Genomic DNA, 22410 nt, shown 5'->3' with positions numbered 1-22410 from the left:
CTCACACTTCTGCCGGGAATCGGGCCCGGATCTGGGGGGCTCGCGCGCGACTCAGGGGGCGCGGCCACATCCGACCCTAGCTTACGGGGCGGCGGCACCGGCGATGCGGCGCGCTCGCTGCGACGGTCTGCGGATGCCTCAGAGCCGCGTCTGCGGATGGCTCCGGGCGAGCAGGAACACGCCCCACACGGCGACCACCCCGGTGACGGCGAAGACGACCATCGCCCACGGCGGCGCCTGGGATGCCTCGCCCAGCACGACGATGCCGATCACGACCGCGACCAGCGGGTCGACCACGGTCAGGCCGGCGATCACGAGGTCGGGCGGCCCCGACGCGTAGGCGTTCTGCACGAAGTACGCGCCGAGCGCGGTCGCCGCGAGCAGCGCGATTACGCAGAGCAGCGTCAGCCACTCGAACTCGCCCTGCTGGATGCGCCCGATGATCACCTTCGCGAGGGTGGCCACGAACCCGTAGAGCACGCCGGCGAGGAGCACGTAGAAGATGGCCCGGATGCTCCGCCGGAAGAATGCGAACGCGAGCCCCGCGAGCACGAGCACGACGGCGAGCACGATGAGGATGACGGCGAGCTGCCGCTCGGTCACCGGTTTGTCGACCGCGGTGAAGGCCGCGACGCCGACGAACAGGAACACGCCGGCGACGCACATCACGATCGCGGTGATCGACGTGCGGTTCAGCTGCACGTGGTTCACCTTCGAGTTGACGATCGACGTGATCACGAGCGCGATCGCGCCGAGCGGCTGCACCACGATGAGCGGCGCGAAGTAGAGGCTGGTGAGCTGGAAGACGATCGCGAGCCCGAGCATGAGGGTGCCGATGACCCACGACGGGCGGGCGAGCAGCAGCATGAGCTGCTTGACGTTGAGCCCCTTGCCGAGGGTGTCGGTGGTGTGCGACTCGACCTTCACCACGCCGCGGTGCTGGAACTGCGCCCCGAGCGACAGGAAGACCGCGCCGATCAGCGCGAGCGGGATCCCGATGAACTGCTGCGGGTCGAGCGCGATCTGCTCGCCCAGGTCGGTCAGGTCGGGATCCACGCCTCGACCCTACCCGCTCGCCCGACGATATCCTTGCCGAATGGCCGTCCTCCCGATCCGGATCACCGGCGACCCCGTCCTGCATGCCCCCGCCCAGCCCGTCGAGCAGATCGACGACGAGATCCGCACCCTCGTCGCCGACATGTTCGAGACCATGGACGCCGCCCCTGGCGTCGGTCTCGCCGGCCCGCAGGTCGGCGTGCCGCTGCGGCTGTTCACCTTCGGCTGGACGGACGACGACGGCACCGAGTGGCGCGACGTCGCCATCGATCCCGAGTTGTGGCTCTCCCCCGCCGTACCTGGCGACCCCGACCCCGACACCGAATCCGAGGGGTGCCTCTCGTTCCCGGGCGAGCGGTTCCCGCTTCGGCGAGCCGAGCGGGTGGTGCTGCGTGCGACGAATCTCGACGGCGAGCGGTACGAGATCGAGGCCGAGGGATGGCTCGCCCGCATCTTCCAGCACGAGTACGACCACCTCGACGGCGTGCTCTACACCGACCGGTTGAGCCACCGCGACCAGCGCACCGTCGCGAAGATCACGAAGAAGCTCGATTGGGGCAAGCCCGGTCGTCAGTGGATGCCGGGCGTCGACGACCTCGAGGCCTGACGCCGCCCCGCGGCATCCGATCGAGGCATCCCGCCGTGGTCAGGTGAACGCGCGGATGCCCGCCGCGACCGCGGCAGCCGCGATCACGACGATCACGAACGGAACCCGCAGCGCGAACAGCGCCGCAGCGACGATGACCGCGGGCACGCGGGCGTCGACCTCGACCTGCTGACCGGTGGCGAGCGTCTGCACCGCGACGAGCGCTGCGAGCAGCGCGACGGTCAGCAGGTCGGCGATGCGCGCCGGTCGCTCGCGCTCGAGGAAGTCGGCGGGCACCAGATGGCCCGCGAGTTTCAGCGCGAGGGTCGCGGCGGATGCCACGAGCAGGATCTGCCAGACCGTCATGCTGCGCGCCTCCGCGAGAACAGGTCGAACCAGCCGACCAGCACGGCGACCACGCCCGCGACGAGCACCGGCAGGCCCGGCATGAGCACGGGCGTGGCGACGGTCGCGACGACCGCCGCGACGACGGCGACCGCACCCGCCTGCACTCGCTTCAGCCGCGGCCAGAGCAGTCCGAGGAACGCCGCCGCGGCCGCCGCGTCGAGGCCCCACGCGCGGGTGTCGCCGATGGCGTCGCCGATGAGCGCGCCGAGCAGGGTGGTGAGGTTCCAGCCGACGAAGATCACGACGCCGGTCAGCCAGAATCCGACGCGGGCCGAGCGCTGATCCGACTGCGCGAGCGCGACCGCGGTGGATTCGTCGATGGTGATCCAGGCGGCGAGGATGCGACGCCAGCGGCTGCCCGTGTCGACGACGGGTTTCATGCGCATGCCGTAGACGACGTTGCGCACGCCGAGCAGTGCCGCGGTCGCGATCGCCGACCCTCCGGCGGCCACCCCGCCCGACGCGAGCACGCCCACGAGCGCGAACTGCGACCCACCGGTGAACATGACGAGGCTGAGGAAGCAGGTCTGCCAGACATCCAGCCCCGCCGCGACCGCGAGGGCACCGAACGAGATGCCGTAGACCGCCGTGGCGAGCCCGACCGCGAGGCCGTCGCGCACGGCGGGTGAGCGTCGGAGCGGCGGGGGCGAGAGCTCCGCATCGCCGTCGACCGCGTCGTTCACCCGTGCTCCCATCGCTGCGCTGAACCCTCCTCGCCCCTCCTCGCCGGCGGGCTCACCCATCCTAGGTCGGCTGCTGAGCGCTGCCCGCGCGATGCCCAGCGCTCACGTGGTCAGACCACAGCTTTTGCTCAGCTGATCAGGCTAGTTTCGGAGTACGCCGACGACTCAGGAGTAGCCGCATCGGTGCTTGGTCGGCGTGCACGAGCGGCCAGCCCAGAAAAGGTGATCTCCCATGACCGCCAACGAATTCGACCGCGTCGAGCCCACTGAGGAGCAGCCCGAGGAGCGGCGCCGTCGCGCCGGCTGGGTCAAGCTCGGCATCGCCGGTCTTGCCATCCTCGGCATCGGCGGCGTGCTGACCACGGCAGCGTGGCAGCAGCAGGCCATCTTCGAGGCTGAAGCAGAAGCGGCCACGCTCGGCTTGCAGGCCTCGGCCACGCCCGACGGCAGCGGCGACTGGACCTGGGAGACTGCATCGAGTGGCGTCATCGACATCGAGATCGCTCCCACCGTCCTGAAGAACCTCATCCCGAACGGTGGCGCGCGAGAGATTCCGATCGCCGTGAAGAACAACGGCAGTGGCAACATGAGCCTCAAGGTGGTGCTCACGAAGCAGACCGGGGCCGCGATCTTCGAGGAACCGGATGGTGTTGCCGCCACGATCAATGTGGAAGAAACGCCGTTCACGCTCACGCCAGGCGAGAAGAAGGAGATGACGGTCACCGTCACCCCCGGCGACCTCCGCACGGATCTGCAGGGGGCTACGGGAACGCTGACCGTGACCGCCACGGCTGTGCCGGCGCCGTAGCGGCGGTCGACCGGCGCTCCCGAACACCCATCGGCTGATCCCCCTCGGACACCGACCTGCCCCGAACGGGTCGGTCCGGGGCGCGGATCGGCCCCGGCGCTGCCCTCACAGCCACGCTGCATCCACGACGCCAGAGCACCGAAAGGAGGCGCACCGTGCCTGCTCATACCCGCCGACCGCTGCGTCGAGGATTCCAGATCCTCATCGCAGCGTGCGCCGCGCTCGGCATCGGCGCGGTCGCGACGACGGCCGCGTGGACCGACCAGGCGAAGTTCAGTGCGAAATCGGAGGTCGCCGCATTCGACATGCAGTACTCGTTCACTGCCGCACCGGATTCATGGCAGACGTTCAAAGACACGGTGACCCTCGATAACTGGTCAGGCTGGATCCGGCGGAATGAGCCGAAGGCCACGCACTCGGTCTTCATCCGGAACAAGGCCTCGAAGACGAAGGTCACCATCGATCCCAAGCTCGAGGGGGTCTTCCTGGATGACGCGGGGTTCATCACGATCGAAACCGGTCTGAACGCCCAGTCCCCCGTCATGGCGCGCTGGGATGGAATGACGCCGGTCGAAATCGACCTCGAATCGTGGCAGGAGGCACGCATCGACCTCACCTTCGATCCAACAGAACTCGAGCCGTCCGAGGTGAACCGCGTCGGCTCGCTCACCGTCACCGTCACGGGCACGGTCGGCGAGGCCGCCCCGACCGGCGCACCGGCCCGCGGCACCAGCGAGCACGGTATCGCCGCACCGGCGGTGCTCACACCCCCGAGATGGGAGTGGACATGAACACCGTGGCCCGCATCGTCCGCACGATCGGCACCGTCGTGCTCTGGGTGCTCACCGTGGTGGGTGCGTTCTCGCTCGTCATGTGGGGGCTGAACGCCGTGGGACTCGTGCAGCCCCTCATCGTGACCTCGGGCTCGATGAGTCCCGACATTCGCGACGGCGACCTGCTCATCGCCACGCCGACGACGGCCGGTGCTGTGCAGGTGGGTGACGTGATCACTGTGCGCAGCGCGTACACCGATCGGTATCTCACGCACCGTGTCGCCGAGATCTTCGACGCCGACGGCGACCTCGGATTCCGGTTGAAGGGCGACGCGAACGGCACCATCGACCTCGAAGAGTACGTCATGAGCCCCGAAGATCCCGTCTGGCAGCCACGCATGACCATCGCCGGCGGCGGCGATGTCGTGGTGTTCATGACGCGCCCGGTCATCGCGATGGTCATCGCCGGGGGCATCGTGGTGCTCACGTTGCCGGCTCTGCTGCCCGCGCGCCGGGCGAAGCGGCCGGCAGGGGCGAGCCCCCGCTCTCGCGAGGAGGCGCTCGCATGACCCCGACCCTCAGACTCGCGGCCATCGCGCTCACCGCAGCGACCGCCATCGCGGGCGTCGCCACCGTCGTGTTCGCCCCCGCACCGGCGACGACCGATGCGGCGGAGTCGGATCAGATGACCTTCTTCGCGCGCAGCACCGTGCTTGGAGATGACATTCCGGAACCGACCGGCGTCGTGCGCCCCGACCCCGGCACCACCCTCACCGGACTGGGGTGGACGTGGGCGACCCCCTCCGTGAACAGCGTCGCCTGCGTCGCGTTCACCGCGCAATCCGATGCCCCCGCCGGCTGGGGCGTCGAGTTGACGATCAACGCGGCGCCGATCTGGGGAGGCAGCATCTGGTCCGAAATCGGCGACGTGCACGAGTCGGACGACGGCTTCGACGTACGGTTCTGGCCGGGTACGCCGACTGCCGCGCCGACCGCCGTGAGGCTATGCACGTCGGGCGCGAACCCGCCAGTCGACCCTTCGTTGTTCACGACGGCGCAGTCGGCGACGGAATGGGGCCCCGACACGAGGGCGTGCTTCAACGTCACGGTGGCGAGCACCGAGCACATCGACGAGTACCCCTTCTTCTTCGGCTGGTCGGCCCCGGTCGACCTGCGAGACGCGGCTGCGATGTTCCAGGAGCGCGGCGCGCATCCCACGCACGTCGAGTTCGCGCACCAGGGGGAATGGTTCACCGCCAGCCCCGTCGACCTCGTGAACGGCATGACGATCACGAGCACGATGGCGGGCAGCATCCGCGGCATCGGCAGCGGGGTTGAATCCCGCGACATCCGCACCTGCCTCGTCGGCTGGTAGCGCGTGATCCTCACCCGCCAACCCAGCCCACCCACGACGAAGCCCCGCATCCGGCGAACGGATGCGGGGCCTCTTCTCGCTCCCCCACTTGGACTCGAACCAAGAACCTATCGGTTAACAGCCGATTGCTCTGCCAATTGAGCTATGGAGGATCACTGCGGTGCAGCAGAGCCATGCTAGCAAAACCGCGACAGGACTCCAATTCGAGGCCGGCTCACGATGACCCGTCCGCAGCCGCCCCGCGAGCGGGGTCGGGCGTCACCGACCCGCGCCGGATCCGCCGTCGCCGATCGCCGCCCGACCCTCTTCGAGGGCGGCGCCGAGCGCCCGCACGTACGGGTGCAGCGGGTCGGCGAACACCTCGTCGATGGTGCCGAGTGCGACGAGCGACCCCCGGTCGAGCACTGCGACGCGGTTCGCGACGCGTCGCAGCACCGCGAGGTCGTGGCTGACCACGATCGCCGAGAATGCGTGCGCCTCGCGCATGTCGCCGATGAGGCCGGCGACCGCGTCGCGCACCGTGACGTCGATGCCGGCGGTGGGCTCGTCGGCGATGAGCACCGAGGGGCCGAGCACGAGGCTGCGGGCGAGTGCCACCCGCTGGCGCTGCCCGCTGCTGAGCTCGTACGGGTACCGGTCGAGCACCGTGAGCGGCAGCCGCACCGCGTCGATGAGCGTGGCGACCCGGCTCGCGAGCGCGCGGCGATCGTACCGGCGGTCGCGCTCGAGGATCGGGGCGCCCACCAGCTCGGAGACGGTGAGTTCGGCCGGCAGGGTGATCGCCGCATCCTGCGCGAGGTAGCCGACGTGGAACCGCAGCTCGGCGAGTCGGCGCCGCGACATCGGCTGCAGCTTCGTGCCGAGCACGCGCACCTCGCCGCCGGTCACGACGGGGCGCACGTCGCCGCTGCGCGGTTCGAGCGCCTGCCCCGACAGCACCTGGGCGAGCGTCGACTTGCCGCTTCCGGCGCTGCCGAGCACGCCGAGCACCTCACCGGGCGCGAGACGGAACTGGATGCCGCGCAGCGCGACATGCGCCGGGCTGGCGCCGTGCGACGGATACTCGACCGAGAGATCGCTCACCACGATCGGGTGCCCGTGCGCCGGTGCCGACATCAGTGCTCCGCCTCCTTCAGTGCGCGCAGATGCTCGCGTCGCGCCGCCTGCGCCTCGGGATCGGGCACGGGCAGCGACGCCAGGAGCCGCTGGGTATACGGATGCTCCGGCGCACCGAGCACCTCGGCGCCGGTGCCCTCCTCGACCAATCGGCCCCGGTAGAGCACCGCGATGCGGTCGGCGAGCAGGTCGACGACGGCGAGGTCGTGGCTGATGAACAGCGAGGCGAACCCGAACTCGCGCTGCAGTTCGGCGAACAGTTCGAGCACCCGGGCCTGCACCGACACGTCGAGCGCCGAGGTGGGCTCGTCGGCGATGAGCAGCTCGGGTTCGAGCGCGAGGGCCCGTGCGAGGCTGGCACGCTGACGCTGGCCGCCCGACAGCTCGTGCGGGTACCGGTCGCCGTAGGCCCGCGGCAGCTGCACCGCCTCGAGCAGTTCGTCGACCCGCGCCCGGGCCGCGCGTGCATCGTGCGCGCGGCCGTGCACGACGAGCGGCTCGGCGACGCACTCGGCGATCGTCAGCAGCGGGTTGAAGCTCGTCGCCGGGTCCTGGAAGACGAACCCGATGCGGCTGCGCACCGGCCGGAACGCCCGTTCGCGGATGCCGACCATCTCGTGGCCGAGCACCTGCAGCGAGCCGCCGGTCGCTTTCGTGAGTCCGGCGATCGCGCGGCCGATCGTGGTCTTGCCGGAGCCCGACTCGCCCACGAGCCCGAGCACCTCGCCGGGGCGGATGACGAAGTCGACGCCGCGGACCGCCTGGAACGCCGCCCGGCCGAACCGGCCCGGGTACTCGATCTCGAGACCGGTCGCCTGCACGACCGGGGTCGCGTCGTGCCAGTCGTCGGCGCGCGCGGCCGCCCGTTCGGCGGCGTGCACGGTGCCGTGGCCGACGTACGGCACCGCCGCCAGCAGCGCCTTCGTGTACTCGGCTTTCGGCGACGAGAACAGCGTGCGGGCGTCGGCCTCCTCGACGACCTTGCCCTGGTACATCACCGCGACCCGGTCGGCGAGGTCGGCGACGACGCCCATGTTGTGCGTGATCAGCACGATCGCGCTGCCGAACTCGTCCCGGCAGCGGCGCAGCAGGTCGAGGATCTCGGCCTGCACGGTGACGTCGAGCGCCGTGGTCGGCTCGTCGGCGACGATGAGGCCGGGGTTCAGCACGAGCGCCATCGCGATCACGATGCGCTGCTTCTGCCCGCCCGAGAACTGGTGCGGGTAGTGGTCGACACGGTGCTCGGGGTCGGGGATGCCGACTCGCCGCAGGATGTCGATCGCCTGCTCGCGGGCCGCGGCCTTCGAGACGTCGCCGTGCGCGCGCAGCCCCTCGGCGATCTGCCAGCCGACGGTGAACACCGGGTTCAGCGCGGTCGACGGCTCCTGGAACACCATCGCGACGTCGGTGCCGCGCACCGCGCGCAGCCCGGCCGCGTCGAGCGAGATGATGTCGTGTTCGCGCGTGCCCTCGCGGTTCGACAGGATGACCGCGCCGCTCGTCGTGGCGGTCTCGGGCAGCAGCCCGAGGATGGTCTTCGCGGTGACGGTCTTGCCGCTGCCCGACTCGCCGACGATGGCGAGCACTTCGCCCGGCGAGACGCTGAGGCTCACATCGTCGACGGCCTTGACCGCGCCCTGATCGGTCGCGAACGACACGCCGAGGCGTTCGATGCTGACGATGCTCATGGCCTGACCTCGATTCCGTGCTGTTCGATGCTGTCGCCGCCCTCGAGACCGTCGATCCCGCCGGGGCCCGCCGTCAGGGTGCCGCCGGGCACCACCGACGTCTCCGCGACCTGGCCGGCGGCCTGAGCGACCCGGCGCCGGCCCCGCAGGCGCGGGTCGGCGAGGTCGTTGAGGCTCTCGCCGACGAGCGTGATGCCGAGCACGGTGAACACGATCGCGAGACCGGGGAACACCGCGGTCCACCAGATGCCGCTCGTGACATCCGACTGCGCCTTCGAGAGGTCGTAGCCCCACTCGGCCGCCGCGGTCGGCTCGATGCCGAAGCCGAGGAAGCCGAGCGCGGTGAGCGTGAGGATCGCCTCCGACGAGTTCAGCGTGATGATCAGCGGCAGGGTGCGGGTCGAGTTGCGGAACACGTGCCGGAAGATGATGCGGGAGTTGGATGCTCCGAGCACCTTCGCCGATTCGACGTAGGCCTCGGCCTTGATCCGCACGACCTCGGCGCGGATGACCCGGAAGTACTGCGGGATGTAGATCACCGTGATCGACGCGGCCGCGGCGAGCACACCGCCCCACAGGTTCGACTGTCCGCCCGAGATCACGATCGACAGCACGATCGCCAGCAGCAGCGACGGGAATGCGTAGATCGCGTCGCACACCACGACGAGCACGCGATCGAGCCAGCCGCCGAAGTACCCGGCGTACAGGCCGAGCGCGACGCCGATGAAGATCGACAGCACGAGGGCGACGACCACGACGAGCAGCGTCGTCTGGGTGCCCCAGATCACGCGCGAGAACACGTCGTAGCCGCCGACGGTCGTGCCGAACCAGTGCTCGGCCGAAGGCGGCTGCTGGGTGCCGAACGATTCGCCGTCGACGCTGCGCTGCGCGAACCCGAACGGGGCGATGAGCGGTGCGAACGCGGCCGACAGCACGAAGACGGCGATCATCACGAGGCCCGCGACGAGCATGCCGCGCTGGAGGCCCACGCTCTGCCGCAGCTGGTGCACGACCGGCAGGCGGTCGACGAGGCGTCGCTTCTGGGGCGCCATGGTGGCGACGGGGGTGGTCGCGGTCATGTCAGTACCTCACCCTCGGGTCGATGAAGGCGGCGATGATGTCGACCACGAAGTTCGTGACGGCGACGATCACCGCCAGCAGCGCGACGATGCCCTGCACGGCGATGAAGTCGCGGTTCTCGAGGAACTCGGCCAGCTGGAATCCCAGCCCGCGCCACTCGAAGGTGGTCTCGGTCAGCACCGCACCGCCGAGCAGCAGGGCGATCTGCAGGCCGATCACCGTGATGATCGGGATGAGCGCCGGCCGGTAGGCGTGGGTGCGCAGCAGCCGCGACTCCCGAACGCCCCGCGAGCGCGCCGCGTCGACGTAGTCGGTGGAGAGGGTGCCGATGACGTTCGTGCGCACGAGCCGCAGGAAGATGCCCGCCGTCAGCAGGCCCAGCGTGATCGCGGGCAGCACCACGTGCGAGAGGACGTCGCCGATGACGGCCGGGTCGCCGGTCAGGATCGCGTCGATCGTGTAGATGCCCGTGCGGTTCGGCAGCGTCTGCATCTGGATCTCGGAGGCGACGCTGGAACGTCCCGCGACGGGGAACCATTTCAACCACACCGAGAAGATGAGCTTCAGGATGAGGCCGGCGAAGAAGACCGGCACCGCGTACCACCAGATGGCGAGCACCCGGTAGACCGCGTCTTCGGGCTTGTCGCGGTGGTACGCGGCCCGCAGCCCGAGCGGGATGCCGACCGCGAAGGCGACGATGAGCGAGTAGAAGACGAGCTCGAACGTGGCGGGGCCGTACGTGAGCAGCACCTCGATCACCGGGCGGTTGGTGGTGTACGTCGTGCCGAAGTCGAGCACGAAGATGCGCCCGATGTACTCGAAGTACTGCACCAGGACGGGGCGGTCGAATCCGGCCGCGGCGCGCAGCTGCTCGAGCTCGGCGGGCCCGAGGCGCCCGCCCTGGGCCGCCGTGATCGGGTCGCCGGTCAGTCGCATCAGGAAGAACACGAGCGTGACGAGGATGAAGATGGTGGGGAAGATCAGCAGGAATCGGACGAGCAGGTAACGCCCGAACCCGCCTCTCCCGGATTTCGGTCTGGTCGCGCCCGCAGCCGGCGTACCGGGCTGCGGTGTCAGGTCGACAGCGGACATGCATTCCTCACATTGCAGAGAACGGGGGCGACCCGCACAAGCGGGTCGCCCCCGTCGGTCGAGCTGGGATCGACTTTAGCCCGTAGGCCTAGCCCTTCGAGAGCGCGGCGTAGCGGAACTTGAACGAGGCATCCAGCGTCTTCTCGGCGCCGCTGACGTCCTTGCCCACCACGGCCACCTGAGCGCCCTGCATGTAGGGGATGGTGGAGAGGTCGGCCGCCACCTTGTCCTGGATCTCCTCGATGAGCGCGGTGCGCGCATCGGGGTCGGCCGTGGTGGCCTGCTCGAGGACGAGGTCGTTCACCTCGGGGTTGTCGTAGTGGTTCGCCAGGAAGTTCTCGGTGAGGAAGAACGGCGTGAGGTAGTTGTCGGCGTCCGAGTAGTCGGGGAACCAACCCAGCTGGTAGGCCGGGTAGAGGTCCGCGACGCGGTCCTTCGAGTACTGGACCCACTCGGTCGACTGCAGGTTGACCTTGAACAGGCCGCTCGACTCGAGGTTGTCCTTGATGATCGCGTACTCGTCGCTCGACGAGGGGCCGTAGCGCTCGGCGACGTACTGGATCGAGATGTCCAGCGGCGTCGAGACGCCCGCCGCGGCGAGCCGCTCGGCCGCCTTGTCGGGGTCGGGCTGGCCGTTGCCGTCGCCGTAGAGGCCCTTCAGGGACTCGGTGGCGCCGGTGAGGCCCGCCGGGATGTACGAGTACAGCGGCGTGAAGGTGCCCTTGTACACGTCCTCCGAGATCGCGTCGCGGTCGATCAGGTCGGCCACCGCCTGACGGACGGCGAGCGCCTTGGCCGGGTCGGCCTCCGCGGTCGTCGCGCCGAACGGCATCGTGTTGAAGTTGAAGACCAGGTAGCGGATCTCGCCGCCGGGGCCGTCGACGACCTTGACGTTGTCGTTGCCGCGGAGGTCCTCGATGTCGGTCGCGCTCAGGGTGCGGTTCGCGACGTCGATGTTGCCTTCCTGGACGTCGAGCTTCAGGTTCGACGCGTCGGTGTAGTACTTGACGTTGATCTTCTCGGTCTCAGCCGGGCCGAGCAGACCCTCGTAGTCGGGGTTCGCCTGGTACGCGATGAGCTCGTTGAACGAGTAGCTCGTGATCGTGTACTGGCCGGCGAACGGCTTGCCCTCGATGATGTCGTCGTCGCTCGTGAGCGAGTCGGCCGAGAAGACCTCTTCGTCGACGATCGGGCCCACCGGGCTCGACAGGATCTGCGGGAAGATCTGGTCGTTCGGCGAGATGAGGTGGAAGACGACGGTGAGGTCGTCGGGCGTCTCGATGCTGTCGAGGTTGTACAGCAGCGACGAGGGGCCGTTCGGGTCGGCGATGTCCAGCTGACGGTCGAACGTGAACTTGACGTCGGAGGAGGTCAGGTCGTTGCCGTTCGCGAACTTCAGACCCTCCTTGAGCTTCACCGTGTAGTCGGTGTCGGAGGTGAACTCGGCCGACTCCGCGATGTCGGGCTCGACGTCGGGGCTGCCGTAGGGGGTGTTCAGCAGGAACGGGTACACCTGGTTCATGACGGCGAAGGAGCCGTTGTCGTACGAGCCGGCCGGGTCGAGCGCCGTGACCTGCTCGGTCGTGCCGATGGTCAGCGTGCTCGCGCCGCCGCCCTGGTCGCCTCCGCCACCGCCGGCGCTGCAGCCGGCGAGTGCGAGAGCGGCGACCGAGAGCCCGGCGACCACGGCGATGCCGCGGCCGGTCTGGGATGCGGATGCCATATCCGTCTACCTCTTCCTGTGGATTCGACGCACGTGGCCGGGGCAGCCACGCCGTTGCTGGTTCAGGCCTAGCACAGGCCCCGGGGAACACCCTGCGGAGCGGCCGACGGCCGGGGCAATGTTTATGGATCTGCAATGTTGCCCCCGCGGTCGTTCGCACCCCGGTCTCCCTAGAGGTAGCACGGACGATCATTCGAGCAGAAGACGTGTTGCTCGAATGAAACCGTTGGAAATTTCGATGAATACCGTTCCCCGATTCCCACGCATGGATCTCGCGAAATGTGATGCATTACCTCCACGGCTCCTGCCAAGCTCCCGAGTAATCCGGTCCTCGCAGCACCACGATCGGGAGCGGATCGCCGACCTCGGTCGGCGCACACGGGTCGCCGGCGCCCGTCGACGGCCCCGCTGATGAAGGAGCTGAATTGAGCAGGATGCAACGTCGCCGTCGCCTGCGGACCGGAGTCGCGCTCGTCGCGGCATCCGGTGTGCTGGCCGCGGCCGCCGCCTCGACCACGGCCGCCGCCGCGCCGGCCGCTCCCCCGCCCATCGACCCCGCGGTGCTCGATCCGATCGACCCGCAGAACTGGGTCAACATGGACGACATGACCTGGGACGACTACGTCCCCGTCCCGGGCACCGACTGGGCCGACGACACCGAGGGCAGCACTCGGCAGTTCAACGGCGCGATCGTGCTGCTGGACTTCGAGAACCAGCCGTTCCTCGTGACCGAGGAGGAGGGCGCTCACCCGTTCGGCGACCCGTCCTCGATCGCCAACGGCCTCGACCGCGAGGACGTTCCGCAGTTCTACCTCGACCTCCTGAACACGCCGAACGAGCTGAACCACGGCCGCACCATCAACGAGTACTGGATGGAGCAGTCGGGCGGCCGCCTCAGCGTGCAGATGGAGGCGTTCGGTCCGTACAAGCTCCCCGGCAACATCGAGGAGTACGGCCTGAACGACTCGTTCAACAAGGACCCGGGCGCCGCGGGCAACAGCGCGTACTGCCCGCAGGGCCTCAGCTGCAATAAGAACATCCGGACCGACGCGCTCTCGCTGTGGGGCGCCGACATGGGCGTTCCCGACCCGCTGCGCGAGTTCGACCAGGTGTTCTACATCACCGCCGGCCACGACGAGTCCTCGACGTGGGAGGAGTTCGGGCAGATGCTGTTCGAGAACCCCGAGGACGTCACCGACGACTTCGGTCCGCCGCGCGACGAGAACGGCGTGGCGCTCGACCAGAACGGCCAGCCGATGAAGAACTGGGCGAAGACGCGGTACATCCCGTGGACCTCGTGGCAGGCGGCCATCAACCACTGGCCGAACGCGAACTTCGCGTCCGGCGGGCGCGCCGGCAACTCCACGCAGGCGGAGTCGTCGGGCATGGGCACCTTCGCGCACGAGTTCAGCCACATCCTCGGCATCTCCGACAACTACGGCAACCCGTACGGCACCGAGGGCGCCGACGGCGGCCCGCTGCGCGACACCAGCGGCCCGTTCGACGTGCTCGCGCGCGGTTCGTTCAACGGCCCGGGCGGCACCCACCAGCGGTGGAGCGTCCCGTCGATCGCCGGCGGCTCGCAGCCCGCGGGCGTCGCGCTTCGCAACCGCATCAACCTGAACATCATCGACGAGTCCGAGTACGTCAACCTGCCCGAGGCGACCCTCGACCAGGTCGGGCTCGTGAGCACGCGGATCACGTCGCGCGCGGTGATGGGCGAAGGGCTGACGACGGGAGTGAACCTCGTGCTGGACAAGCCCGACTCGGCCCCCGCCGACAACTCGACCGGCTCGTGCACCCGGCAGGGCCGGGACGCGGCGGGCAACGCCACATGGGACTGCGACGGCGGCAACTTCGACAACTACACGCTCGAGGTGATCGACCGGATGGGCACGGACTCGTTCCAGCCCGACCACGGCGTCATGATCGCGAAGACGAAGAACCGGGACTCGAACCCCTTCATCTGGACGATCGACGCCAACCCGCAGGACATCGACACCGTCGACTACGTCCGCCCCGACGGCACGCCCGTGATGATCACCCGCGGTGACCAGCGCCAGCTCAACGACGCCCTCTTCCACGCCGGAACCGATTCCGGCTCGGAGTACGAGTACGTCGACGAGGCCAACGGCCTGCACTTCTACATCACCGATGTGGAGCGCGACGACCAGGGCCTGCTGTCCTACGACGTGGCCATCCGCTCGCTGACGTCGACCTCGACGCAGGCGCGCGGTGTCGCGCTCGGCCAGCCCGTCTCCTCGGGCTCGACCGAGAGCGGCCTGATCGGCCTCACGGTTCCGGTGACGAACACCGGCGCCGCCGGTGCCGACGCGCTCTCCGACGGTGACGTCTACCGGGTCGCCGCGGCGATCCAGGGCGAGGCGGGCGGATGGCGCGTGCAGCTGCCGAACGCGCTCGTCGCGCTGGGCACCGGGGCGACCAAGGACGTGCCCGTGCACCTGGTGTACGAGGGCGACGGCGCGCCGACCGCCGTTCCCGCCGTCACGGTCACCGTGACCTCTGAGAGCGACCCGGCTGCGACGGCCTCGACCACGACCTCGCTCGTGGACGCGGTCAAGCCGGTGGCGACCCTGGTCACCCCGACCACCGCCGGGCCGTTCCAGGCGCTGTCGATCCAGGTCGATGCGACCGACAACTACGCGCTGAAGCGCGTCGTCGCGAACATCTACCAGAACGGCACGCTGTTCAAGAGCACGCAGACCGCGGCGAACGGCGCCTCGAGCGCCACGCATGTCGCCACGGTCGCGCTGCCCGACGGCGATTACACCGTCAAGTACAACGCCGAAGACCTCACCGGCAACATCGCGAAGACCGGGACGTTCGCGTTCTCGATCGACGCGACGGCGCCGACGGTCACGGTGAAGACGGGCGCGAACGAGACGGCCGGCGCCGACGGCGTGTACTCGCTGGTGAGCTTCAAGCTCTTCGACGCCGGCAAGATCGACAAGCTGACGCTGAACGGGGTGGTGAAGGATCTCACGGACAACGCGTGGAGTGATCTCAACTTCGTCAAGCCCGGCGCGTTCGGCGGTGTCGCAGGCGAGAACACGCTCGTCGTATACGACGTGGCGGGCAACGCCACGACGCTCACGTTCACACTGAACTAGCGTCGAGACGGTCGGGTGCCTCCCCGTGGAAGCGGGGAGGCACCCGTCCCGCCCGGAAGACCTCGGAGTCGCACCATGACCAGATCCCTCCCCCGGCATCGCTGCGGCGGTCGCCGCACTCGCCGCGCTCTGGCTCACGGGGTGCGCCGACGCGTCCGCCGACGGCCGCACCGGTGGCGGCGCCTCCGGCGCCGCGTTCGACGTGCTCGTCCGCGACGCGCACCTGCGCGTCGCCGGCGAGGCCTGTTCGGGCGCCCGGCCCTACCAGTACATCCACCGCGGCTCGGAGCTCGTGCTCGAGCACGACGACGAACGCATCGCGATCGAGCTGCCCGACGGCGAGGCGGTGCGCATCGACAACCTCGACTACGGGGCGGCGCCCCGGATTCCGACGGCCTGCCGGTTCCGCATCGAACCTCAGGGCCTGGCGACCGACGTCGAGTACGCCGCGAGCATCGACGGGCACGACGCCGGCACCTACCGGTACCGCAGCGCCGACGGCGACACGCCCCCGCTCGCGGTCCCGCCCATCGCCGATCCCGGCGTCATCCTCGAGACCGGAGACCGCTGATGCCCCGACTCTCCCCGCGCATCCGGTCGGCCGCCGCGGCCGTGGCCGCCGCGCTCCTGGCGCTCGCGCTCGCGGGCTGCACCTCAGGGCCTCGCGGAGGTGCCGACCGTCTGCCGGGCACCGTGCCCGACGACATCACCTTCGTCTCGACGGAGTCGGCGCCGAACGCGCCCGCGATCGACGCCGCCCTCGTCGACGGGACCGCGGTCGACGGCGAGACGCTGTGGGGCGAACGCCCCGCCGTGCTGCAGTTCACCACATCCTGGTGCACGCGCTGCGACGAGCAGCAGGGCGTCATCGACGCGATCACCCGCGACTACGGCGACGCGATCACGGTCGCGCTCGTCGCGGGCGACCCTGCCGACGGCGTCGACGACCTGATGCGGCATCTCGACGACCTCGGCGTCGAGCAGCCGGTCATCCACGACCCCGACCTGCGGATCTGGCGGTCCTACGCGGTCGACGAGCCGCCGATGACGGCCCTCGTCGATGCCGACGGGCGCCTGCTGAAGCTGTGGCCCGGCGGCGCGGACGAGGCGAAGCTGCGCACGGAACTCGACCGCATCATCCAGCGCGGCTGAGGCCGCCTCAGTCGCCCGCGAGCGCCCGTCGTTCGCGTTCGATGTCGACGAGCGCGCGCTGGATGCTCGCGAAGGTTTCGCGATCGGACGCATCGGTGCGCTGCAGGCGGCCGAGGAGTTCGCGCTTCTGACGCAGCAGTTCGCGCTCGACGAGGGCGCCGACCACGCCGGTCACGTAGACCGAGAGCTCGCCCGTGCTGCGCTGCGGCACCGGCGCGACCGCGAGCTGCTGCACCACCCCGGCGTACGGCGCCGGCACCTCGGCCATCACCCGGTCGACCTTCACCGAGCCGTCGGCGGCGAGCGTCGACGCGATGCCGTCGCGCACCACCGCGAGCGTCTCGTTGCCGAACCGGCTGTCGGTGGCCCGGCGGATGAGGTCGTCGCCGACCGACTCGGGGTACTGCAGCATCGCCTGGAGCGCGTCGCGTTCGAGCCGGGTCGACGGGTCGCCGGGCAGCTCGGTGATCGAGAACGGGCGCACCGGAGCATCCGTCTGGAGCTCACCGCCGCGACCGGATGCCTCGCCGGATGCCTCGCCGCGACCCTGCCGCGCCGAAGCGGTGTCGGGCGCGCGGCCGCGCGCGGCCCGGACGGCGCGATCGACCTCGCCGAGCTCCATGCCGAGCATGCGCGCGAGCTCGCGCGTATAGCCGGGCCGCATGGCCGGGTCGCGCAGGTCGGCGACGATCGGCGCCGCCGCCCGCAACGCCCCGACCCGCCCCTCGACCGTTTCGAGGTCGAACTTCGTCACGGTGTGGCGGATCACGAAGTCGAACATCGGGGTGCGGGTCTCGACGAGGTCGCGCACCGCGCGGTCGCCCCGCGACAGTCGCAGGTCGCACGGGTCGAGCCCCTCGGGCGCGACCGCGACGTAGGTCTGCGCCTGGAACCGCTGCTCTTCCGCGAACGCCCGCATCGCCGCCTGCTGGCCCGCCGCGTCGCCGTCGAACGTGAACACCACCTCGCCGACGCCCGAGTCGTCGCCCAGCACCCGGCGCAGCACCTTGATGTGCTCGACGCCGAACGCCGTGCCGCAGGTGGCGATCGCGGTGGTGACGCCGGCGAGGTGGCACGCCATCACATCGGTGTACCCCTCGACGACGACCACGCGATGCGACTTCGAGATGTCGCGCTTGGCCAGGTCGAGGCCGTAGAGCACCTGCGCCTTGCGGTACAGCGCCGTCTCGGGGGTGTTCAGGTACTTCGGGCCGTTGTCGTCGTCGAGCAGGCGTCGCGCGCCGAACCCCACGGTCTGGCCGGTGACATCGCGGATCGGCCACACCAGCCGCCCGCGGAACCGGTCGTACACCCCCCGGTCGCCCTGCGAGACGAGGCCCGCGGCCGCGAGCTCGTCGGTGGTGAACCCGCGGCTCTTCAGGTGGTTCGTCAAGCGATCCCAGCTCTTCGGCGCGAAGCCGACGCCGAACCGGGACGCCGCCTCGGCGTCGAAGCCGCGCTCCCCCAGGAACCGGCGCCCCACCTCGGCCTCGGGCGTGCCGAGCTGCTCGACGAAGAACTCCGCCGCCGCCTGGTTCGCCGCCAGCAGCCGCGCGCGGTTGCCGTGGTCCTGCGCGGGGCCGCCGTCCTCGTAGTGGAGCTGGTAGCCGAGCCGGCCCGCGAGCCGCTCGACGGCCTCGCTGAACGTCACATGGTCCATGCGCTGGAGGAACGTGTACACATCGCCCGACTCGCCGCAGCCGAAGCAGTGGTAGTACCCGAGGCCGGGCCGCACGTGGAAGCTCGGGCTGCGCTCGTCGTGGAACGGGCAGAGCCCCTTCATCGAACCGACGCCCGCGGACTTCAGGCTCACGTGTTCGCCGACGATGTCGGCGATGTTCGTACGGGCCTTGACCTCGTCGACGTCTGATTGTCGAATCCGGCCGGGCATGGTCACATCCTAGGTTCCCGGAGCGCGTCGAAGGGTCGCCCCGCTTCGACAGGCTCAGCGAGCCCAAGCTCCCTGAGCACGTCGAAGGGGCGCCCCGCCTCGACCGGCGCAGCGAGCCCAAGCTCCCTGAGCACGTCGAAGGGGCGCCCCGCCTCGACCGGCGCAGCGAACCCAAGCTCCCTGAGCTCGTCGAAGGGTCGCCCCGCTTCGACCGGCTCAGCGAACCCAAGCTCCCTGAGCTCGTCGAAGGGTCGCCCCGCTTCGACCGGCTCAGCGAACCCAGGCTCCCTGAGCTCGTCGAAGGGGCGCCCCGCTTCGACCGGCTCAGCGAACCCAGGCTCCCTGAGCTCGTCGAAGGGAGTCCGCACCCTCATCGCTGCACGAGCCGTTCGTACCACGCCAGCGCCGACTGGTCGGTGAGGCTCTGCACCTGGTCGACGACGACGCGTCGGCGCGCGGCGTCGTCGGCGGCGACCGCCCAGTCTTCGGCGAACCCGGGGTCGAGCGCGTCGGGCCCGCGATCGAAGAGCACGTCGGCGAGCGAGGTCAGCACCTCGCGCTGCTGCTCGTAGATCGGCTGCCGGGTGTTGCGCGACATCACGAACGTCGCGACGATGCCCTTCAGCACTGCGATCTCGGCTTGGATGCCCCGGGGCACGACCACGTCGGCGTCGAACCGGATCAGGGTCGGCGACGGGAACGCTGCGCGCGTCGCATCGGTGGCGGCACGGGCGAACCGGCCGATCAGCTCGCTGGTGAGGTTCTTCAAGCGGGCCTGGTCGCGCCGGCTCGAATCCCACGAGTCGAGCCACACGTCGAGCGAGTCGAGTCGGTCGAACGCCGCCATCAGTTCGTCGTGGGGAATCGATCCGCCGATCCAGTCGTACATCGACCGCACCAGGTCGTCGTGGTCGGCTCGGGAGCCCAGGGCCGCGACGTCGAGGTACCCGTTCACCACCGCGTCTTCGAAGTCGTGCACCGAGTAGGCGATGTCGTCGCTGAGATCCATCACCTGCGCCTCGACGCAGAGGCGTCGGGCCGGTGCGCCCCGCCGCAGCCAGCGGAACACGTCGAGGTCGTCGTCGTAGACGCCGAACTTGCGCCGGCCCGACGGGTCGGGCACGCCCGTGTCCTCGGGCCAGGGGTACTTGCAGCTCGCGTCGAGGCTCGCGCGGGTGAGGTTGAGCCCGTAGCTGCGGCCGTCGTCGCCGAACACCTTCGGCTCCAGGCGGGTGAGGATGCGCAGGGTCTGCGCGTTGCCCTCGAACCCGCCGATGTCGGCGGCCCAGGCGTTCAAGGCCCGCTCGCCGTTGTGCCCGAACGGCGGGTGCCCGAGGTCGTGCGCGAGGCAGGCCGTGTCGACCACGTCGGGGTCGAGCGCCAGATTCGCCGCCAGCTCGCGGCCGATCTGCGCCACTTCGAGCGAGTGCGTGAGCCGGTTGCGGGCGAAGTCGAGACCGGCGGTCGGGCTGAGCACCTGCGTTTTCGCCGCCAGCCGGCGCAGCGCGCTGGAGTGCAGCAGGCGGGCTCGGTCGCGCGCGAAGTCGCTGCGCCGCGAGGAGTGGTCTTCGGGCAGTCGCCGTTCGTGGTCGGCGTCGTCGTAGCCGCCGAACAGTCGTCGCTCGCGCAAGTCAGCCGCCGCTCGTGTCGAGTTCGGCGTCGACGAGCGTGCTGCGGTCGTGGCCGGCGAGCTCTCGCGACGCGAGCCAGCCGTCGGGCAGCGCGGGCTGCTTCGGCGTGCCGGCGCGGCCGCGCGGCCCCTCGGCGCCCTCTCCGGGGTACGGCGTCGACCAGTCGAGCTCGCCCAGCAGGTCGTCGAGGTGGGCGAGCGATTCGACGGTCGCGAGCCTGGCCCGCAGTTCGCCGCCGACCGGGTAGCCCTTGAAGTACCAGGCGACGTGCTTGCGGATGTCGCGGCACCCGCGCTCTTCGCTGTCGAAGAACTCGACCAGCAGTTCGGCGTGCCGGCGGAAGGCGCGCGCCACCTCGCCGAGGCTCGGCTGATGACGAACGCTCCCTGAGCTTGTCGAAGGGGAGCCTGTCGACGGGCGGAACGCCGCGGCCAGATCGCCGAACAACCACGGCCGCCCGAGGCATCCCCGGCCGACGACGACGCCGTCGCACCCCGTCTCGTCGACCATGCGCAGTGCGTCGTCGGCCGACCAGATGTCGCCGTTGCCGAGCACCGGCACGCTCGTGACGGTCTCTTTCAGCTTCGCGATGGCCGACCAGTCGGCCTGCCCCGAGTAGAACTCGGCGGCGGTGCGCGCGTGCAGCGCCACCGCGGCGACGCCGGCGCCCTCGGCGATGCGACCGGCTTCGAGGTAGGTGAGGTGGTCGGCGTCGATGCCCTTGCGCATCTTCACCGTCAGCGGGATGTCGCCCGCAGCCTTGACCGCGCCCTCGACGATGCCGCGGAACAGCCCCGACTTCCACGGCAGCGCAGCACCCCCGCCCTTGCGGGTGACCTTCGGCACGGGGCATCCGAAGTTCAGGTCGATGTGGTCGGCCCGGTCTTCGGCGACGAGCATGGCGACCGCGTCGGCGACCGTCTTCGGGTCGACGCCGTAGAGCTGGATCGACCGGGGCGTCTCGGATTCGTGGTGCGTGATGAGCCGCATCGACTCGGGCGTACGCTCGACGAGCGCGCGACTGGTGATCATCTCGCTGACGTAGAGGCCGGCGCCGAACTCGCGGCAGAGCCGGCGGAACGCCGTGTTGGTGATGCCCGCCATCGGTGCGAGCACGACGGGCACGTCGAGCTCGATGCCGCCGATGGACAGCGGGTCGCGGGTGGCGGTGGTGGGAAGTGACATCGCCTCCGATTCTCCCAGACTTCTGGACCCGCGCCGCCGATCGGCGGTCGCGACGCGCCTAGGATTCGAGAAGCTGAGCCTGGGGAGGAACGGATGACGGACGGAACGCCGAGCGGCGCCGATCGGGTGCGGGCGGATGCCGCGGCCAGAGGCCTCGAGGTCGAGGTCATCGAGCGGCCCGCGGCGCGGAGCCTCCAGGAGGCTGCCGCGCTGCTCGGCATCGAGCCCGGCGACATCGTGAAGTCGCTCGTGGTGAAGCGCAGCGACGACACCTACGTATTCGCGCTCGTGCCGGGCGGCCGCAAGATCAGCTGGCCGAAGCTGCGCGCCCTGCTCGGCGTCAACAAACTGCAGCTGCCGGATGCCTCGCTGGCCCTCGCCGCGACCGGGTACGAGCGCGGCACCATCACCCCGCTCGGTTCGACCACCGCGTGGCCCGTCGTCGTCGACGAGGCCGTGGTCGGCCGACGCGTCTCGATGGGCGCGGGCGAACACGGCCGCAGCCTCTTCGTCGACGCCGACGCGCTCATCGCCGCGTTCGACGCGACGGTCGCCGACATCAGCGAGCCCGAGTGAGCGTGGCGGCCTCCGAGCGCCAGTTCGACCTGCCCGCCGTGCTCGCCGAGCTCGACGGGTGGTACGACCGCCTCGAGCGCCTGACCGGCGAGTCCATCCAGTGGAAGGTCGACGACGTCAACCGCGATGCCGCATACCCGTTCATCGAGGTGGACGACGGCGTCCACCGGTACCTCGCCTTCGAACGCGGACGGGAGTGCCTGCGCCGGGAGACGACCGACCTCGACGAGCTGGTCTTCTGGGTCATGGACTCGCACGTCCACCAGATCGCGTGGAATGCCGTGCCGCGGACTCGACGGAGGCCTCCCGGGTTCACGGGCGACACCCGACGTCTGTGGTTCCCCGAATGGGAAGCGCTGATGACGGCGCTCTCGCCGGCCTGGGGCGAGCGCACGCGACGGAGGATCGACGAGATCCTCTCGAGGTCTCCGTACCACGACTGACGTGGCCGACCCG

22 protein-coding genes and 1 tRNA gene are annotated in these 22410 nt (G+C 70.0%); 10 read left to right on the top strand and 13 right to left on the bottom strand.

What is annotated here, in order from left to right; all coding sequences use genetic code 11:
* Positions 1-138 precede the first annotated feature (138 nt).
* The gene (locus MTO99_RS03980; protein ID WP_243557147.1) at positions 139-1056 is read right to left on the bottom strand and encodes a DMT family transporter; all 918 of its coding nucleotides are present in this window, start codon (positions 1054-1056) and stop codon (positions 139-141) included.
* A 40-nt stretch (positions 1057-1096) separates the two neighbouring features.
* Here MTO99_RS03980 and def point away from each other — a divergent pair, with 40 nt between their 5' ends.
* Complete coding sequence (def, locus tag MTO99_RS03975) at positions 1097-1663, top strand: peptide deformylase (protein ID WP_243557145.1); 567 nt, start codon at positions 1097-1099, stop codon at positions 1661-1663.
* A gap of 39 nt (positions 1664-1702) precedes the next feature.
* Here def and MTO99_RS03970 read toward each other — a convergent pair whose 3' ends face one another.
* Positions 1703-2008 (bottom strand): AzlD domain-containing protein, encoded by a 306-nt coding sequence (locus MTO99_RS03970; RefSeq protein ID WP_243557144.1) that lies wholly within the window; start codon positions 2006-2008, stop codon positions 1703-1705.
* The gene (locus MTO99_RS03965) at positions 2005-2745 is read right to left on the bottom strand and encodes an AzlC family ABC transporter permease (protein WP_243557142.1); all 741 of its coding nucleotides are present in this window, start codon (positions 2743-2745) and stop codon (positions 2005-2007) included. Before MTO99_RS03965 ends, MTO99_RS03970 begins: the two co-directional genes overlap by 4 nt.
* 220 nt (positions 2746-2965) lie before the next feature.
* On the opposite strand from MTO99_RS03965, the gene MTO99_RS03960 reads away from it, so the two are divergent.
* From MTO99_RS03960 to MTO99_RS03945, 4 genes are all read left to right on the top strand, one after another.
* Positions 2966-3541, top strand: coding sequence for a hypothetical protein (locus MTO99_RS03960; protein ID WP_243557140.1), 576 nt, complete (start codon positions 2966-2968; stop codon positions 3539-3541).
* 155 nt (positions 3542-3696) lie between these two features.
* Entirely contained in the window at positions 3697-4332 is a 636-nt protein-coding gene (locus tag MTO99_RS03955) for a SipW-dependent-type signal peptide-containing protein (protein WP_243557138.1), read from the top strand.
* Positions 4329-4883 (top strand): signal peptidase I, encoded by a 555-nt coding sequence (locus MTO99_RS03950; protein WP_243557136.1) that lies wholly within the window; start codon positions 4329-4331, stop codon positions 4881-4883. Before MTO99_RS03955 ends, MTO99_RS03950 begins: the two co-directional genes overlap by 4 nt.
* Entirely contained in the window at positions 4880-5689 is an 810-nt protein-coding gene (locus MTO99_RS03945) for a hypothetical protein (RefSeq protein WP_243557134.1), read from the top strand. Before MTO99_RS03950 ends, MTO99_RS03945 begins: the two co-directional genes overlap by 4 nt.
* Positions 5690-5768: 79 nt before the next feature.
* Here MTO99_RS03945 and MTO99_RS03940 read toward each other — a convergent pair.
* The 6 genes from MTO99_RS03940 to MTO99_RS03915 form a co-directional block, all read right to left on the bottom strand.
* Positions 5769-5841, bottom strand: a tRNA-Asn gene (locus tag MTO99_RS03940).
* A gap of 106 nt (positions 5842-5947) precedes the next feature.
* Positions 5948-6805 (bottom strand): ATP-binding cassette domain-containing protein, encoded by an 858-nt coding sequence (locus MTO99_RS03935; protein ID WP_243557132.1) that lies wholly within the window; start codon positions 6803-6805, stop codon positions 5948-5950.
* On the bottom strand, positions 6805-8493 hold the full coding sequence (locus MTO99_RS03930; protein WP_243557130.1) for a dipeptide ABC transporter ATP-binding protein: 1689 nt from the start codon (positions 8491-8493) through the stop codon (positions 6805-6807). Before MTO99_RS03930 ends, MTO99_RS03935 begins: the two co-directional genes overlap by 1 nt.
* Positions 8490-9572 carry an ABC transporter permease gene (locus MTO99_RS03925; protein ID WP_243557128.1) on the bottom strand — a complete coding sequence of 361 codons (1083 nt, stop codon included), beginning with the start codon at positions 9570-9572 and terminating at the stop codon, positions 8490-8492. The genes MTO99_RS03930 and MTO99_RS03925 overlap by 4 nt, the downstream gene beginning before the upstream one ends.
* Before the next feature lies 1 nt (position 9573).
* Positions 9574-10665, bottom strand: coding sequence for an ABC transporter permease (locus MTO99_RS03920; RefSeq protein ID WP_243557126.1), 1092 nt, complete (start codon positions 10663-10665; stop codon positions 9574-9576).
* 88 nt (positions 10666-10753) lie between these two features.
* The gene (locus tag MTO99_RS03915; protein WP_243557124.1) at positions 10754-12388 is read right to left on the bottom strand and encodes an ABC transporter substrate-binding protein; all 1635 of its coding nucleotides are present in this window, start codon (positions 12386-12388) and stop codon (positions 10754-10756) included.
* A gap of 434 nt (positions 12389-12822) precedes the next feature.
* Between MTO99_RS03915 and MTO99_RS03910 the strand changes: the two genes are divergently transcribed.
* The 3 genes from MTO99_RS03910 (at position 12823) to MTO99_RS03900 (ending at position 16671) form a co-directional block, all read left to right on the top strand.
* Positions 12823-15519, top strand: a complete 2697-nt coding sequence (locus MTO99_RS03910; RefSeq protein WP_243557122.1) for a hypothetical protein — start codon at positions 12823-12825, stop codon at positions 15517-15519.
* 202 nt (positions 15520-15721) lie between these two features.
* Entirely contained in the window at positions 15722-16090 is a 369-nt protein-coding gene (locus MTO99_RS03905) for a hypothetical protein (RefSeq protein ID WP_243557120.1), read from the top strand.
* The gene (locus tag MTO99_RS03900) at positions 16090-16671 is read left to right on the top strand and encodes a TlpA family protein disulfide reductase (protein WP_243557118.1); all 582 of its coding nucleotides are present in this window, start codon (positions 16090-16092) and stop codon (positions 16669-16671) included. Before MTO99_RS03905 ends, MTO99_RS03900 begins: the two co-directional genes overlap by 1 nt.
* Before the next feature lie 7 nt (positions 16672-16678).
* Here the strand turns inward: MTO99_RS03900 and dnaG are convergent, their stop codons facing one another.
* From dnaG to dusB, 4 genes are read right to left on the bottom strand one after another with little or no spacing between them, the layout of a single operon-like run.
* Positions 16679-18562 carry a DNA primase gene (dnaG, locus tag MTO99_RS03895; protein ID WP_243557116.1) on the bottom strand — a complete coding sequence of 628 codons (1884 nt, stop codon included), beginning with the start codon at positions 18560-18562 and terminating at the stop codon, positions 16679-16681.
* Between the two features lie 2 nt (positions 18563-18564).
* Positions 18565-18936, bottom strand: coding sequence for a hypothetical protein (locus MTO99_RS03890; protein ID WP_243557113.1), 372 nt, complete (start codon positions 18934-18936; stop codon positions 18565-18567).
* The gene (locus tag MTO99_RS03885; protein ID WP_243557111.1) at positions 18933-20192 is read right to left on the bottom strand and encodes a deoxyguanosinetriphosphate triphosphohydrolase; all 1260 of its coding nucleotides are present in this window, start codon (positions 20190-20192) and stop codon (positions 18933-18935) included. The genes MTO99_RS03890 and MTO99_RS03885 overlap by 4 nt, the downstream gene beginning before the upstream one ends.
* Position 20193: 1 nt before the next feature.
* Positions 20194-21378 carry a tRNA dihydrouridine synthase DusB gene (dusB, locus tag MTO99_RS03880; protein ID WP_243557109.1) on the bottom strand — a complete coding sequence of 395 codons (1185 nt, stop codon included), beginning with the start codon at positions 21376-21378 and terminating at the stop codon, positions 20194-20196.
* A gap of 93 nt (positions 21379-21471) precedes the next feature.
* Here dusB and MTO99_RS03875 point away from each other — a divergent pair, with 93 nt between their 5' ends.
* Both MTO99_RS03875 and MTO99_RS03870 read left to right on the top strand, forming a co-directional pair.
* On the top strand, positions 21472-21954 hold the full coding sequence (locus MTO99_RS03875; protein ID WP_243557107.1) for an aminoacyl-tRNA deacylase: 483 nt from the start codon (positions 21472-21474) through the stop codon (positions 21952-21954).
* Positions 21951-22397 (top strand): Imm63 family immunity protein, encoded by a 447-nt coding sequence (locus MTO99_RS03870; RefSeq protein WP_243557105.1) that lies wholly within the window; start codon positions 21951-21953, stop codon positions 22395-22397. The genes MTO99_RS03875 and MTO99_RS03870 overlap by 4 nt, the downstream gene beginning before the upstream one ends.
* Positions 22398-22410: the final 13 nt, after the last annotated feature.

The organism is Agromyces larvae (genome assembly GCF_022811705.1).
Lineage (GTDB): Bacteria > Actinomycetota > Actinomycetes > Actinomycetales > Microbacteriaceae > Agromyces > Agromyces larvae.
Note: the sequence above shows the minus strand (reverse complement) of the source record. Positions and strands in the feature narration are given on the sequence as shown.

Excerpts from the sequence above, each read along its gene's own strand:
- def (WP_243557145.1), top strand. The coding sequence starts at position 1,097 with ATGGCCGTCCTCCCGATCCGGATCACCGGCGACCCCGTCCTGCATGCC.
- MTO99_RS03970 (WP_243557144.1), bottom strand. The coding sequence starts at position 2,008 with ATGACGGTCTGGCAGATCCTGCTCGTGGCATCCGCCGCGACCCTCGCG.
- MTO99_RS03965 (WP_243557142.1), bottom strand. The coding sequence starts at position 2,745 with ATGGGAGCACGGGTGAACGACGCGGTCGACGGCGATGCGGAGCTCTCG.
- MTO99_RS03960 (WP_243557140.1), top strand. The coding sequence starts at position 2,966 with ATGACCGCCAACGAATTCGACCGCGTCGAGCCCACTGAGGAGCAGCCC.
- MTO99_RS03950 (WP_243557136.1), top strand. The coding sequence starts at position 4,329 with ATGAACACCGTGGCCCGCATCGTCCGCACGATCGGCACCGTCGTGCTC.
- MTO99_RS03945 (WP_243557134.1), top strand. The coding sequence starts at position 4,880 with ATGACCCCGACCCTCAGACTCGCGGCCATCGCGCTCACCGCAGCGACC.
- MTO99_RS03935 (WP_243557132.1), bottom strand. The coding sequence starts at position 6,805 with ATGTCGGCACCGGCGCACGGGCACCCGATCGTGGTGAGCGATCTCTCG.
- MTO99_RS03930 (WP_243557130.1), bottom strand. The coding sequence starts at position 8,493 with ATGAGCATCGTCAGCATCGAACGCCTCGGCGTGTCGTTCGCGACCGAT.
- MTO99_RS03925 (WP_243557128.1), bottom strand. The coding sequence starts at position 9,572 with ATGACCGCGACCACCCCCGTCGCCACCATGGCGCCCCAGAAGCGACGC.
- MTO99_RS03920 (WP_243557126.1), bottom strand. The coding sequence starts at position 10,665 with ATGTCCGCTGTCGACCTGACACCGCAGCCCGGTACGCCGGCTGCGGGC.
- MTO99_RS03915 (WP_243557124.1), bottom strand. The coding sequence starts at position 12,388 with ATGGCATCCGCATCCCAGACCGGCCGCGGCATCGCCGTGGTCGCCGGG.
- MTO99_RS03910 (WP_243557122.1), top strand. The coding sequence starts at position 12,823 with ATGCAACGTCGCCGTCGCCTGCGGACCGGAGTCGCGCTCGTCGCGGCA.
- MTO99_RS03900 (WP_243557118.1), top strand. The coding sequence starts at position 16,090 with ATGCCCCGACTCTCCCCGCGCATCCGGTCGGCCGCCGCGGCCGTGGCC.
- dnaG (WP_243557116.1), bottom strand. The coding sequence starts at position 18,562 with ATGCCCGGCCGGATTCGACAATCAGACGTCGACGAGGTCAAGGCCCGT.
- MTO99_RS03890 (WP_243557113.1), bottom strand. The coding sequence starts at position 18,936 with ATGAGGGTGCGGACTCCCTTCGACGAGCTCAGGGAGCCTGGGTTCGCT.
- dusB (WP_243557109.1), bottom strand. The coding sequence starts at position 21,378 with ATGTCACTTCCCACCACCGCCACCCGCGACCCGCTGTCCATCGGCGGC.
- MTO99_RS03875 (WP_243557107.1), top strand. The coding sequence starts at position 21,472 with ATGACGGACGGAACGCCGAGCGGCGCCGATCGGGTGCGGGCGGATGCC.